Annotated in this window: 13 protein-coding genes; 5 read left to right on the top strand and 8 right to left on the bottom strand. The window is 61.4% G+C overall.

Features of this window, described 5'->3' with window-relative positions; translation table 11 throughout:
• Positions 1 to 9: 9 nt before the first annotated feature.
• Entirely contained in the window at positions 10 to 3,693 is a 3,684-nt protein-coding gene (gene metH, locus ACYPYQ_RS06240) for a methionine synthase (protein ID WP_459721428.1), read from the bottom strand.
• A 185-nt stretch (positions 3,694 to 3,878) separates the two neighbouring features.
• Here metH and ACYPYQ_RS06235 point away from each other — a divergent pair, with 185 nt between their 5' ends.
• Positions 3,879 to 4,334, top strand: coding sequence for a bacteriohemerythrin (locus ACYPYQ_RS06235; protein ID WP_459721425.1), 456 nt, complete (start codon positions 3,879 to 3,881; stop codon positions 4,332 to 4,334).
• Between the two features lie 25 nt (positions 4,335 to 4,359).
• On the opposite strand, the gene ACYPYQ_RS06230 is transcribed toward ACYPYQ_RS06235, so the two are convergent.
• Together ACYPYQ_RS06230 and ACYPYQ_RS06225 are read right to left on the bottom strand one after the other, a co-directional pair.
• Entirely contained in the window at positions 4,360 to 5,856 is a 1,497-nt protein-coding gene (locus ACYPYQ_RS06230; RefSeq protein WP_459721422.1) for a YifB family Mg chelatase-like AAA ATPase, read from the bottom strand.
• A gap of 6 nt (positions 5,857 to 5,862) precedes the next feature.
• Positions 5,863 to 6,075 carry an accessory factor UbiK family protein gene (locus ACYPYQ_RS06225; RefSeq protein WP_459721419.1) on the bottom strand — a complete coding sequence of 71 codons (213 nt, stop codon included), beginning with the start codon at positions 6,073 to 6,075 and terminating at the stop codon, positions 5,863 to 5,865.
• A gap of 232 nt (positions 6,076 to 6,307) precedes the next feature.
• Between ACYPYQ_RS06225 and ACYPYQ_RS06220 the strand changes: the two genes are divergently transcribed.
• From ACYPYQ_RS06220 to ACYPYQ_RS06205, 4 genes are all read left to right on the top strand, one after another.
• Positions 6,308 to 7,054: a TorF family putative porin gene (locus tag ACYPYQ_RS06220; RefSeq protein WP_459721416.1), complete on the top strand. Its 747-nt coding sequence runs from the start codon at positions 6,308 to 6,310 to the stop codon at positions 7,052 to 7,054.
• 44 nt (positions 7,055 to 7,098) lie between these two features.
• On the top strand, positions 7,099 to 7,437 hold the full coding sequence (gene glnK / locus ACYPYQ_RS06215; protein ID WP_459722455.1) for a P-II family nitrogen regulator: 339 nt from the start codon (positions 7,099 to 7,101) through the stop codon (positions 7,435 to 7,437).
• A 10-nt stretch (positions 7,438 to 7,447) separates the two neighbouring features.
• Entirely contained in the window at positions 7,448 to 8,842 is a 1,395-nt protein-coding gene (locus ACYPYQ_RS06210; protein ID WP_459721413.1) for an ammonium transporter, read from the top strand.
• 92 nt (positions 8,843 to 8,934) lie between these two features.
• Positions 8,935 to 9,210 carry a hypothetical protein gene (locus ACYPYQ_RS06205; protein WP_459721410.1) on the top strand — a complete coding sequence of 92 codons (276 nt, stop codon included), beginning with the start codon at positions 8,935 to 8,937 and terminating at the stop codon, positions 9,208 to 9,210.
• Between the two features lie 76 nt (positions 9,211 to 9,286).
• Here ACYPYQ_RS06205 and ACYPYQ_RS06200 read toward each other — a convergent pair whose 3' ends face one another.
• The 5 genes from ACYPYQ_RS06200 to ACYPYQ_RS06180 form a co-directional block, all read right to left on the bottom strand.
• Positions 9,287 to 10,069, bottom strand: coding sequence for an N-acyl homoserine lactonase family protein (locus tag ACYPYQ_RS06200; protein WP_459721407.1), 783 nt, complete (start codon positions 10,067 to 10,069; stop codon positions 9,287 to 9,289).
• On the bottom strand, positions 10,066 to 11,001 hold the full coding sequence (locus ACYPYQ_RS06195; protein WP_459721404.1) for a DMT family transporter: 936 nt from the start codon (positions 10,999 to 11,001) through the stop codon (positions 10,066 to 10,068). Before ACYPYQ_RS06195 ends, ACYPYQ_RS06200 begins: the two co-directional genes overlap by 4 nt.
• Before the next feature lie 16 nt (positions 11,002 to 11,017).
• A complete protein-coding gene (locus ACYPYQ_RS06190) occupies positions 11,018 to 12,028 on the bottom strand; it encodes a fatty acid desaturase family protein (protein ID WP_459721401.1) in 1,011 nt (336 codons plus the stop codon).
• Positions 12,029 to 12,084: 56 nt separating this feature from the next.
• Positions 12,085 to 13,065, bottom strand: coding sequence for an ABC transporter substrate-binding protein (locus ACYPYQ_RS06185; protein WP_459721398.1), 981 nt, complete (start codon positions 13,063 to 13,065; stop codon positions 12,085 to 12,087).
• Positions 13,066 to 13,272: 207 nt separating this feature from the next.
• Positions 13,273 to 14,121, bottom strand: coding sequence for a sugar phosphate isomerase/epimerase family protein (locus ACYPYQ_RS06180; RefSeq protein WP_459721394.1), 849 nt, complete (start codon positions 14,119 to 14,121; stop codon positions 13,273 to 13,275).

Genomic DNA, 14,121 nt, shown 5'->3' with positions numbered 1-14,121 from the left:
AATCCTCCATTAATAACTCAACACCGGCGCCAACCACCGCTCCGCCTCTTCCACCGTCCAACCCTTGCGCTGGGCATAGTCCGCGACCTGATCCTTGTCCACCTTGCCGGTGGCGAAGTATTTCGCTTCGGGGTGCGAGAAGTAGAAGCCGCTGACAGCGGCAGTGGGCAGCATGGCGAAGCTCTCGGTGAGCGTGATGCCTGCGTTCTTCGGCGCTTGCAGCAATTCGAACAATGGACCTTTCTCGCTGTGCTCGGGGCAGGCGGGGTAGCCGGGGGCGGGACGGATGCCGCGATATTTTTCGGCGATGATGTCTTCGTTGCTCATGGCTTCATCCGCCGCATAGCCCCAAAACTCGCGGCGCACACGCAGGTGCAGGTGTTCGGCGAAGGCTTCGGCCAAACGATCGGCCAATGCCTGCAGCATGATGGCGCTGTAGTCGTCGTTGGCTTTCTCGAACTCCTTCATCTTCTGCTCGATGCCGAGGCCGGTGGTGACGGCGAAGCCGCCAATGTAGTCCTTCACGCCGCTTGCCTTGGGCGCGATGTAATCGGCCAGGCAGTAGTTGGGGATATCGGCGGGCTTCTTGGTCTGCTGGCGCAGGTTGTGCCAGGTCATCGCCACTTTCTTGCGCTTGTCGTCGGTGTATATCTCGATGTCGTCGCTGTTCACGGTGTTGGCCGGGAACAGGCCGAACACGGCGTTGGCGGTGAGCCATTTCTCCTTGACGATCTTCTTCAGCATGGCCTGCGCGTCGGCGAACAGCTTGCGCGCCTCTTCACCCACCACCTCATCGTCGAGAATCTTCGGATAGCGTCCGGCGAGTTCCCAGGCCTGGAAGAACGGCGACCAGTCGATGAAGTCGACGAGGATGTCGAGCGGATAATTCTCCAGCTTCTGTACGCCGAGCAGACTGGGCTTGGGCGGCGAGTATTTCTTCCAGTCGGTCTTGAGGCCATGCGCACGCGCTTCGGCCAGCGGGATGTAGCTGGCCTTGCCCTGCTTGCCTTCATGCTGCTCGCGCGCCGCCTGCTGGTCGGCCTTGATCTCGGCGATGTAGTTGGCGCTCAATGTTCCAGACAGCAGGTTGCTGCACACGCCCACCGCGCGCGAGGCATCGGTGACGTACACCACGGTGCCGCTCGGGTAGTTGGGCGCGATCTTCACCGCGGTATGCACGCGCGAGGTGGTGGCGCCGCCGATCAACAGCGGCACCTTGAAGCCCTGGCGTTCCATCTCCTTCGCCACATGCGCCATCTCTTCCAGCGAGGGGGTGATGAGGCCGGAGAGGCCGATGATGTCGACCTTGTGTTCGCGCGCGGTGTCGAGGATCTGCTGGGCGGGCACCATCACGCCCATGTTGATGACCTCGAAGTTGTTGCACTGCAACACCACGGTGACGATGTTCTTGCCGATGTCGTGCACGTCGCCCTTCACCGTTGCCATCAGGATCTTGCCCTTGGGCTTGGTGTCGCCGGAGCGCAGCTTCTCGGCTTCGATGTAAGGCACCAGATGCGCCACGGCCTGCTTCATCACGCGCGCCGACTTCACCACCTGCGGCAGGAACATCTTGCCCGCGCCGAACAGGTCGCCGACGACGTTCATGCCGGTCATCAGCGGGCCTTCGATCACGTCCACCGGCTGTGCCGCCTGCTGCCTTGCCTCTTCCGTGTCCTCAACAATAAACGTAGTGATGCCGCGCACCAGCGCATGAGTGAGGCGCTCCTGCACCGTACCCTTGCGCCACTCCAGGTCTTCGACCTGCGCCTTGCCGCCGCCCTTGAAGTTCTCGGCCAGCGCGACCAGTTTTTCGCCCGCGTCTTTGCTGCGGTTCAGCACCACGTCTTCCACCGCGTCACGCAGGTCCTTGGGCAGTTCTTCGTACACGCCGAGCTGGCCGGCGTTGACGATGCCCATGTTCATGCCGGCCTTGATCGCGTGATACAGGAACACGGTGTGGATCGCCTCGCGCACCGGCTCGTTGCCGCGGAAGGAGAACGACACGTTGGATACGCCCCCGCTGATCTTGGCGTAGGGTAGGTTCTTGCGTATCCAGGCGGTGGCCTCGATGAAGTCCACGGCGTAGTTGTCGTGTTCCTCGATGCCCGTGGCGATGGCGAAGATGTTGGGGTCGAAGATGATGTCCTCGGGCGGGAAGCCGACCTTGTGCACTAGGATGTCGTAGCTGCGTTTGCAGATCTCGGTCTTGCGCGCATAGGTGTCGGCCTGCCCGGCGTCGTCGAAGGCCATCACCACGGCAGCCGCACCGTACTTCTTCACCAGCGTGGCGTACTTGATGAAGTTCTCCTCTCCTTCCTTCAGCGAGATGGAGTTGACGATGGACTTGCCCTGTACGCACTTCAAGCCCGCCTCGATGATCTCCCACTTGGAGGAGTCGATCATCACCGGCACTTTGCTGATGTCCGGCTCGGAAGCGATGAGGTTGAGGAACTTCACCATCGCGGCTTGGCCGTCCAGCATGGCGTCGTCCATGTTGATGTCGATGACCTGCGCACCGGCCTCGACCTGCTGCTTGCAGATCTCCAGCGCTTCCTCGTACTGGCCTTCCATGATCAGTCGCTTGAACTTGGCCGAACCGGCTACGTTGCAGCGCTCACCCACGTTGACGAACAGCGAGTCGTCACCGATGTTGAACGGCTCCAGCCCGGACAGGCGGCATTCCACCGGATTCTTGGGAATCTGGCGCGGCGCGATGTCTTTCACCGTTTCGGCGATGGCCTTGATGAAATCGGGCGAGGTGCCGCAGCAGCCGCCGATGATGTTGAGGAAGCCGCTCTCGGCCCATTCCTTGATGTGGCCGGCCATGTTCTCCGGCGTATCGTCGTAGCCAGTCGGCGCGAGCGGGTTGGGCAGGCCGGCGTTGGGGTGCGCCGACACATAGCAGTTGGCGACGCGCGACAGCTCCTCAACGTATTGGCGCAACTCCTCCGCGCCCAGTGCGCAGTTGAGACCGATGGACAGCGGCTTGGCGTGCGCCAGCGAGTTGTAGAAGGCTTCGGTCACCTGGCCGGTCAGCGTGCGGCCGGAGGCATCGGTGATGGTGCCGGAGATCATGATCGGCAGCGACGTGCCGCGCTGCTCGAACACCTGCTGCACCGCGAAGACAGCGGCCTTGGCATTCAGCGTGTCGAAGATGGTCTCGATCAGCAGCAGGTCGGCGCCGCCATCCATCAGGCCGCGCGTGGCTTCGGCATAGTCGTCCACTAGTTCGTCGAAGGTGATGTTGCGTGCCGCTGGGTCGTTCACGTCGGGCGAGATGGTCGCGGTCTTGTCGGTCGGGCCGAGCACGCCGGCGACGAAGCGTGGCTTGTCGGGCGTGGCGTACTCGTCGCAGGCTTCGCGCGCCAGCTTCGCCCCGGCCTTGTTCAGTTCGTAGTTCAGCACCTCCATGCCGTAGGCTTTCAGCGTGGTCGCGTTCGCGCCGAAGGTATCGGTCTCGATGATGTCCGCGCCCGCCGCCAGGTATTCGCAATGGATGCCCTTGATGACCTCGGGCTTGGTGATGACCAGCAGGTCGTTGTTGCCCTTGAGGTCGCGGTGCCAGTCCGCAAAGCGCTCACCGCGATAGTCGGCCTCAGTCAGCTTGTGGCGCTGCACCATGGTGCCCATGGCACCGTCGAGGATGAGGATACGTTGCTGGAGGAGTTCTTCTATGCGGTGGACCATGGTCATTAGGCTCTGGAAACGAGGGCGGATTCTATCATGCGCCCTGTATGCACGGGCCTTCCGGGCTGGACGCCGTCTGTCGCTTCAGGCTTGCCGCATGTCGTTTCTGGAGGGTTCTCGTCTTGCCGCCCCTGATGAATGCCACTACTATCAGTGTGACTTTATTCGCCCCACGGCTCACAGGAGGACCCATGGCCAAATTCATCTGGACCGATCAGCTCAATGTCGGGATCGATGTCATCGACCAGCAGCACCGCCGTATCGTCGAGTACATCAACCAGCTGGATGACGCCCGCTCGAACGGGATGTCCAATGAAGAGATCTCCTGGTTACTCAATGACCTGGTCGATTACACCATCTCCCACTTCGGCTTCGAGGAGAGTCTGCAGGAAGAGGCCCAATACCCTTTTTTGGCCTCCCACAGGAAAGTGCACGATCTGTTCGCCCAGCGTGTCGCCGAGTTCCAGCGGCGTGCCGAGCAGGGCGAGGATATCGTCAAGGCGTTGAACAGCCTGCTGGTGACCTGGCTGTTCAACCACATCAAACGCGATGACAACGACTACGTGGAATCCGTTAAAGCCTACTTGGCGCAGAAGCAGGATTTCGTAGCGCAGAAACGCGGCCTGTTCGCGAGATTGTTCGGGTAGGCACCGCAGCACCCGAGTCGTCACACTACCCGGCCTTGTCCATCCTCCGGTACTGCACAGCCTCGGCGATGTGTGCGGTCTGGATGTCTGTGCTCGCGGCCAGATCGGCGATGCTGCGCGCCACTTTGAGGATGCGATGGTAGGCACGCGCGGACAGGTTCAATCTGGTGATGGCCTGACGCAACAATGCTTCGCCTTGCGCATCCGGCGTACAGTGTGCGTCGATCTCGGTCACGGAGAGGTGGGCGTTGGGCTTGCCCTGCCGCGCCAACTGTCGCTGGCGTGCCGCCTCGACACGCTGCTGTATCAATGCACTGTCTTCGCCGTCCGCCTGCTTCAACAGATCTTCCTGCGGCACGGCAGGCACTTCGATCTGGATGTCGATGCGGTCCAACAGGGGGCCGGAGATCTTGCCGCGATAGCGCGCCACCTGATCCGGCGTGCAGCGACACTTGCCGTTGTAATGGCCGAGATAGCCGCAGGGGCAAGGGTTCATCGCCGCGATGAGCTGGAACTGCGCCTTGAAGTCGGCGCGGCGTGCGGCGCGTGAGATGGTGATACGTCCACTCTCCAGCGGCTCGCGCAGCACTTCCAGCACGCTGCGGTCGAACTCCGGCAACTCATCGAGGAACAGCACGCCGTGCATCGCCACCGAGATCTCGCCCGGACGCGGATTGCTGCCGCCGCCCACCAGGGCCACCGCGCTGGCGGTGTGATGCGGCGAACGATATGGCCGTGTCTTCCAGCGGCTCAACTCGAAAGCCCCGCCCAGCGATTGCATGGCCGCACTCTCCAGAGCCTCTTCCTGTGTCATCGCCGGCAGGATGCCGGGGAAGCGCGCAGCCAGCATGCTCTTGCCCGTGCCCGGCGGACCGTTCATCAATAGCGAATGTCCGCCGGCCGCAGCGATCTCCAGTGCGCGCTTGGCGGCGGACTGGCCTTTCACCTCGCGCATGTCCGGGTAGTGCGGTGCGACGCCTTCCGTCTGCGGGATGAAACGGTCCAGCGGTTCGCGACCGGCCAGATGCGCGGCGACCTGTAACAGGGAACGCGCCGGGTACACCACCGCATCGTCCACCAGTGCCGCTTCGGCGGCATTGGCTTCCGGCAACACAAAGGCGCGCCCGCTGTCCGCCGCACGATAGGTCATCGCCAGCGCGCCGCGTATCGGACGCAGCTCTCCGGTCAGCGCCAGCTCGCCGGCGAATTCGTATTCATCCAGCCTGTCGGCGGGGATCTGTCCCGAGGCGGCGAGGATGCCCAGGGCGATGGGCAGATCGAACCGGCCGCTCTCCTTGGGCAGGTCGGCAGGCGCAAGATTGACGGTGATGCGGCGCGCGGGGAATTCGAACTGGCAGTTCTGCAGGGCGGCGCGCACGCGATCCTTGCTCTCTTTCACTTCCGCCTCGGGCAGGCCGACGATGGTGAATTGCGGCAACCCGTTGGCAAGGTGCACTTCGACCGTGACCAACGCGGCCTCCATGCCCGACAGACCTCTGCTGTATAGAACAGCAAGGCTCATGGCGAGTTACTTGTTGGACTCCAGTGCAGCCAAGCGCGCTTCCAGCTTGTCCAAGCGCTGTGCCAGCACCTCGTATTCCTCGCGCGTCACCAGATCGAGCTTGGAGAAACCCTGTGCCAGCAAGGCCCGGGCGTTCTTCTCGAAATCCTTGGCCGGGCTGTTGGCCACGGCTTCATTCAGTTTGGCCGACATGTCTTCAAAGAACTTCGCGTTCAGCATGATGTATCTCCCTGTCATTGGTGTGGCCGCAGTGTACCAAAAACCTCCGCACCAACACTGTGCGCCGCCGCCGATATCCGCGCTTACTCGGTGCACCATACGCGTGCGCCGTTTTTCACATGATTGTCACAAAGCCCGCCGTTACAGGGTTTTCAAAGGTTGGCACGGTTGCTGCTGTATGGAAGGCGTGGATACTCTTGTCCCGCTTTGAAACTTAATGAAAGGAAATACCATGTTGAAGAAAAAACTGCTCGTTGCTGCTCTGGCTGCTTCCTTTACCCTGCCGGCTGCTGCCGAATCCACCCTCTCTTCCAACGTCGGCTTTGTCAGCGACTACGTTTTCCGCGGCATCACCCAGAACTCTCACAATCCTGCAGTGCAAGGCGGTATCGATTACGCCCACGAGAGCGGCGTGTATGTCGGCGCATGGGGTTCCAACGTGAGCTGGATCGCCGACAGCGGCGCAGTGGCATCGGGTAGCGTGACCATGGAACTGGATACCTATGTCGGTTATCGCGGCACAGCCTCCGATGTCGGTTACGACGTTGGTTTCGTCCGCTACAACTATCTGGGCGACTACACTGCTGCCAGCGGCTTTGCCAAGGCTGACACCCAGGAGATCTATGGTTCCGTCAGCTATCAGTTCCTGAGCGCCAAGTATTCCTACAGCCTCGGCGACTTCCTGACGGTCGTGAACGGCAAGGGTTCCAGCTACTTCGAATTGAATGCGAGCTACACCCTGGAAGATGCAGGCGTCACACTGTCCGCCCATGCCGGCAAGCAGACCTTCAAGCCTTCGTCTGCTGACATCTACTCCTACACCGACTACAAGCTGGGCGCTTCCAAGGATCTGTCCGGCTACGTGGTAGGCGTGGCATACACCAGCACGAACGCCGGTTCTGCATGGACCTATGCCAACGCAGTTGGCGGCAAATGGGGCAAGGGCGTCCTGGCCGTATCCGTATCGCACGCGATGTAATCACCCCGGGGCGGCTTGCCGCCCCGTTCTCAAGGAGAGACATGATGAAAATGGTCACTGCAATCATCAAGCCGTTCAAGCTGGACGAAGTGCGTGAAGCACTGTCCGCCATGGACGTGCAAGGCATCACCGTCACTGAAGTAAAAGGTTTCGGTCGCCAGAAGGGCCACACCGAGCTGTATCGCGGTGCGGAATATGTGGTGGATTTCCTGCCCAAGATCAAACTGGAAGCCGCTATCAAGGACGACCAGTTGGACCGCGTGCTGGAAGCCATCGAGAAGGCCGCCCAGACCGGCAAGATCGGCGACGGCAAGATCTTCGTATCCGACCTCGAGCAAGTGATCCGCATCCGCACCGGCGAAGTCGGTCCGGAAGCCCTTTAAGGAGAGCATGATGAAAAAAGTACTCGCATCTTTCATGCTGCTGGCCGTGTTGTTCGGCGCAGTCAGCCCCTCGTTCGCCGAGGAAGCGGCACCTGCTGCCGAAGCTGTGATGGCGACGACCGAGGCACCTGCTGAAGCACCTGCCGCCGAAGCGGCCCCCGCTCCGGTTCCCGATAAAGGCGACACCACCTGGATGATGCTGTCCACGCTGCTGGTGATCCTGATGATCGTTCCGGGCCTGTCCCTGTTCTACGGTGGCCTGGTGCGCGCCAAGAACATGCTGTCCGTTCTGAGCCAAGTGTTCGGCATCTTTGCCTTGATCTCCATCCTCTGGGTGGTCTACGGCTACTCGCTGGCATTCGGCGACGGCGGCTCGATGAACTGGTTGATCGGCGACACCTCGAAGTTCTTCCTGGCCGGCATGACCGGTGACAGCACCGCTGCCACCTTCAGCGACGGCGTGGTGATCCCCGAGTTCACCTTCGTGGCCTTCCAGCTGACCTTCGCGGCGATCACCACCGCGCTGATCATCGGCGGCTTCGCAGAGCGCATCAAGTTCGGTTCGCTGATGGTGTTCTCCGCACTGTGGTTCACCTTCGCCTACCTGCCGATCGCACACATGGTGTGGGCAACCGGCGGCTACCTGTTCGAGAAGGGCGCGCTGGACTTCGCCGGCGGCACTGTGGTGCACATCAACGCCGGTATCGCGGCTCTGGTGGGCGCGATCGTGATCGGCAAGCGTATCGGTTACGGTAAAGAGCCGATGGCTCCGCACAACCTGCCGATGACCATGATCGGTGCATCCCTGCTGTGGGTGGGCTGGTTCGGTTTCAACGCCGGTTCCAACCTGGAAGCCACTGGCGGTGCAGCACTGGCCTTCCTGAACACCATCGTCGCCACCGCCGCTGCGGCACTGAGCTGGATGGCTGCCGAGAAGATGTTGCGCGGCAAGGCTTCCATGCTGGGTATCGCTTCCGGTGCAGTGGCCGGTCTGGTCGCCGTCACACCGGCTGCCGGTCTGGTCGGCCCGATGGGCGCCATCATCCTCGGCCTGATCGTCGGTCCGGTCTGCTTGTGGGCTGTGTCCGGCCTGAAGAAGTCGCTGGGCTATGACGACTCGCTCGACGTGTTCGGCATCCACGCAGTCGGCGGCATCGTCGGCGCGATCGGCACCGGTATCTTCGTATCGCCGGCACTGGGCGGCGTGGGCATCGACGGCTACGAGATGGGCGCACAAGTGATCACGCAAGCCACCGGCGTGCTGATCACCATCGTCTGGTCTGGTGTGGTCGCCTTCGTATGCTTCAAGTTGGTCGACATGGTCATGGGTCTGCGTGTCTCGGAAGAAGACGAGCGCGAAGGTCTGGACACAGCGACACACGGCGAGCGCGCATACAACGTGTAACCTCTCCTCCCTGGAGCCTCCCGGCTCCATTTCAAGGGCACCTGCGAAGGTGCCCTTTTTTTCGGGGACGACAACATAACAAGGAGCAAGGAATGGCAGGAGAGATGGAAAGATTGTTCGCCCTCGCCGGACGCATCCACGTTCTGTTGCGGCGCGAACACAACCGCATCATCGACGTGGAATGGATGTGCGCCGATGAAGGTTACGCAAAAGAAGTGATCAAGCTGGCACGCTCGGCAGGATCGGAAGAACTGCTAGCGCTGGCTGAACGCGTAGAAGCCGTGCATCCGCTGTTGCCCAAGCCTCAGCGTATCGAAGTACCGATACCCGTGAAGGCCGAGGCGAAATACGTCGCCAGCCTGCGCTGAGCCTCAGCAACTCATCAACAAACACGAAGGGCACCTCACGGTGCCCTTCGTGTTTTCCACCTGCATTGAACGCCAGTTACTCGTGGAACTTCGGGAACTGCTGCAAAGTACGGAAGAATTCGATGTCGTGATTCGGCCACAGCTGGGCATGTTCTGCCTGCTGCAAACCTTTCAATTTGCGGATACTGTCCAGCGCAAGGTCTTCGCGATCCTGCCAGCACAACCCCGGCGCGATCTCCTTGACCAGATTCTCGGACAGGTCAGCCGCATCGCCGCACAGCACGACCGGCGAGCCTTTTGGCAGCTCGATCCATAACGACATATGGCCGGCGGTATGGCCGGGTGTAGAGACCGCCCGCACCCCCGGCACCAGCTCGTACTCACCCTGCTGCACCTTCCAGGGATAGTCGCCGGCGAAGTCGTCACTGAAGTAGGCCGGATCAAGGTCGGTGCGTGCCGCTTGCAGCTCGTCGTGTTGCACGTGCACTTCCTTGCCGCATACGTCGCATAACCCGCCCGCATGGTCGAAATGCAGATGGCTGAGGAACACCACATCCACATCGGCCGGCGTCAGCCCCATCCTGGCCAGATGGTTGGGCAAGCGCTGTTCCGCTTTCATGTCCGGTGCGCCGAAGGCGAAGGTCTCCTCGTCATAGTATTTTGCGCGCTGCCTGGGTTCGGCGATCTTGCCGTAGTCGCAGCCGACATCGAACAGGATGCGGCCGTTCGTGGTCTCGATCAGGTAGGCGAGGATAGGTGCTTCGATGATCTGCCCCTGTCCGCGATGGCGCGTGGAGAGCGATTTGTCGTAATGATGCGTGGCAGTCAGCAAGGGCCACAGCCGCAGTACCTGACTCATTTTGATTCCTCCAGTTCGGTGAGTCGGTCTGCGTCTCGGTGATCCGACACTTGCCCATGCTCTGTTGCTACGGATTCAGTGCGTGCCTCGATGACAGCGGCGGAGAGGATCAGCGTGCCGCCGACCGCTTCCCGCCAGGACAGATGTTCCCCGCCGATCAGCACCGCCGAGATCACCGCCACCACCAGTTCGCCCAGCAACAGGATGCCGGCGCGGCCGGCATCCAGCCGCGCGACGCCGTAGAAGGTAACCAGCGTGCCGGGCAATATCCATAGCAGACCCAGCGCCAGCATCGAGCCGACCTGCTGACCATCGAGCGCCTGCAACGGCTGGCCACTGAATGTCAGGAAGCCCAATGCGATCAATGCACACCCGCCTATCATCGCTGTCGCGCGCACCGAGTCGGTCAGATGATGCCCGACCCGCACTGCCACGTTGTTGAGCGCGAACGCCACGCCGGACGAAAGTGCCAGCAGGTCGATCACCGACAGCGGTGCCGAGAACAGTTCCGGGCCGCCCAGCGTCGCGGCCAGACCGGCCAGCGCCAGCAACAGCGAGATGAGCCGCAAACGGGTGAACGCCTCGCCGAGGAAGATGCGCGCGGCCAGGATGGTCCACACCGGCGCGAGAAAGAACAGCAGCATCACGCGCACCACGCTGCCTTCGGTGAGCGCGGTCACCAGCGAGGCGTTGGCCCAGCCGCCCATCAGCATGATGATCGCCAGCAGCCCGGGCTGGTCGCGCCACTGGGCGAAGCTGCGCAAGGCGAACGGCAACAACAGCAAGGCGGCAAGCCCGTAGGCGTACACCTGCACGATGCTGCCGGCGACGCCTATCCCGTCCAGCGCCTTCAGCGGCCACCACAACATGCCCCAGAACAACGCGCCCACCAATAGCGAGCTGATCGCCATGCCCTCGCGGCGCTGAGCCAATACCCCCCTCGTCATCTCACACCGCAGTCAGGAAGGAGACCGACACTGCGCCGATGAAGCCATCGGCCTTGGCGGTTCCGGTATCGACCACACCGTAATCGTCGGACAGTACGCGCGTCACCCGATGCCGATGGAACGGCAGCAGCAGCTTCGCCATCGGAATGACTTGTCCGTTACTGTCGCCGTACAGCTTGCGATGCAGGGCGGGCAGGCGATACCAAGGTACCGCGAGCTGCTCGTGGTGTGCGTTGTGATAGGGGAAATTGAGGATCAGCAGGTTCAGCCACGGCCAGCGCACGCTGACCAGATTGGAATAGGTGTTGGCTTGTTCGTAAGCCTTGTCGCGCAGCTTGTCATCCGGCACCTTGTCGCTCTCCAGGATCTCATACGCATCATAGGTGTGCTGGAACGCATCGGCGAAGCGCAGCACGGTGACCATGATCAGGTATGCCGCGACATACAGCAGCAGTGCCTGCATCGAGTAGTAAGCCAGCGCAGCGAATACGCTGCCGCGCACCAGCAGGATGAGCGCGACACGCCGGCGATCCGCATGCCTTTCCTTCCGCAGGAAAGGCAGCGCGATGACGAATGCGTGCATCAACAACTCTATGGCGGGGACATAACACCATTCCAGCAGCAGCACGGCGCGGCGCAGGAAGGGCGGAAGCGACTGCACCAGTGCTTTGGTATCCAGGCTGATGACATCAGCGCGATCGACATGATGGCGCACGTGCTTGTGACGCAGATGCTCATAGCGCGCATAGCAGCTGCCGGTGAGCCAGGTCATAAGCACGCCGCCCCATGAATTCATTTCATGGCGGGCGAATATCGTGTCGTGGGCGAATTCATGGAACAGATAAGCGGCGATGATGAGCGCGTGGGCGAACCACAGCGTGGCCAACAATGCCACTGCCAGATCGCTGCTCGTCATCAACCACAAGCCGACCCCGTAGCCGCTCAGGGCGTACGTGATGGCGAGGGAATTCGGAAGGATGCCGTCTGCATGGCGAAAGATGCGCGTGCGCATGGTGACTCCTCAATAACGCTCCAGCCTGCGACTGCGCAGGCTGGAGCGGCACTTCATTACTTGGCTACAGCCTTGACGAAGCTGTCATCCAGAGTGGTTGCGATCGCGACCGGCTTCTTGATCTGGCCGCTCTTGATCAGGATCTCGTTGATCACTTCGCCGCTGACGAAGTAGGACTTGGTGTCCTTGCCCGGCTTGAACGGCTGGCCCATCTCTTTCAGCGGGATGTTGTACACGCCTTGCAACTGTTCCAGCACTTCCTTGCCCGACACGCCGATGGCCTTGCCGATGATCTCGGAAGCTTCCTTCGGATGCGACTTCATATAGGCAAGACCTTCCAGATAAGCCTTGATCAGCGCAGTGACTTCCTTGCCGTTCTTCTTGATATACGCCTCGTCGAACACCAGCACGTCGGCGATCAGACCGGGCGCTTCTTTCGAGGAGTAGATCACGTGGAACTGCTTGCCACCACTCATCGCCAGGATCTGCGACACGTTGGGTTCATAGGTCGCACCGGCGGGTACAGCCTTGGATGCCATGGCGGACGGGATCGCTTCCGGCGTCATGTTGATCGGGCTGATGTCCTTGTCGCTCATGCCGTTGATCTTCAACGCATAAGAGATCAGGAAATCGGATGGAGACAGCGGTGCGTAGGCGACCTTCTTGCCCTTCAGGTCGGCGATCTTGTTGATCGACATGTCCGCCAGCACGGCGTCGCCGCCGTTGGAGTAGTCGATGGGCATCACCACCTTGAACACCTGACCCTGCGCGGCCGCACCGATCACCTGGTCAAAGGTCATCAACGCGCCGTCCACTGCCTTGCCCGCAACAGCGGAAGGCAGCATGGCCGGATCGGCGAAGGTCTGCAGGGTGACTTTCAGGCCCTGCTTCTTGTACATGTCCATACCGTCTGCCACGTAGAACGGCGAGTAGCCGATCCAGGTGGTCAGCGCGATCTTGACCGGTGTCGCTGCGCCTGCCGAGAACGAAGCCGCCAGCAATGCCACGGCCGCCATAAGTTTCTTGATATCCATCATGCTATCTCCTGTTTAAGTTGACCAACCGTTACCTGAGGGTGATGCCTGCCCCCACTGACTACAAACCTTTCACAGCAGATTGCATGCCAACCCTGCTGTGCGGCGTTCTGGCCCGATGCGCCGGTACTGCCACTCCCTGAAACCGATATTCGTGCACCTGCTTCTGGCATATTTCCTCTGCATGCACGATGTTGGAGCCCGCCCTTCTCATGCCTGCGCCATCCCGCTGTACCAAGCCTGGAAATGTTCGCGCTCCGTACGTCCCATCCATGCATTCACCTCCCACAAATCTGCGACCGGTTGTTGCGTGAACGGCAGCGTGTGCAAATAGCCATCCGGTCCGAACTCGGGCGTCATGCTGCTGAACGCACGGCCTTCCGCCCGTTGCACTTTCCAGATCGCCTCCCAATAACGCTGATGCGAGGCCAACGCCGCGGCATATTCCGGCGCAGCCGGATGCGGCACTTGCGGCCCCTGGTCGTAACCGACGCGAGCGTGGATGTGATGAGCATGCTTCGCCACTTCGAGCACGGCATCCCAGTCGTCATCCAGTTGGCGTTCCAGCACCACCACCCAGTGGCTGAAATCGCAGGTGAGCTTCAGTTCCGGCAGACGTTCCAGCACGGCCAGCGTGACCCACGGGTTGAACAGCGAGCGACTGCGATGCGTCTCGAAGCTGCACGCGATGCCCATACGCGCCGCGATCTCCTGCGACTCGCCGAAGAAACGCACGGACTGCTCCAGCGTCCAGGCATCGCAACCGCCAATCACCGTCACCCATTGCGGATCGAGTGAGCGCCCCAGTTGCAACTGGCGTTCGACATCGGCGATGTGCTCAAGCACCGTGTCATGGCGGCGCGGCACATAGTTGCCGCCGGTCACGATCTCCTGGATGTAGGCCAGACCATGCTTCTGCAGCACCTCGCGCAATTCGTCGCGCGGCAGGTTATCGGCATTGCCTTCCAGGCCGGCGAAGCCTGCGTCCAGCGCCTGTGTGGCCGCGGCATCCAGTGCGCCCTGATGCCCCCACAAGGTCTTGAACAGTTGCAGTTCCAT

This window comes from Sideroxyarcus sp. TK5, assembly GCF_054601595.1.
Note: the sequence above shows the minus strand (reverse complement) of the source record. Positions and strands in the feature narration are given on the sequence as shown.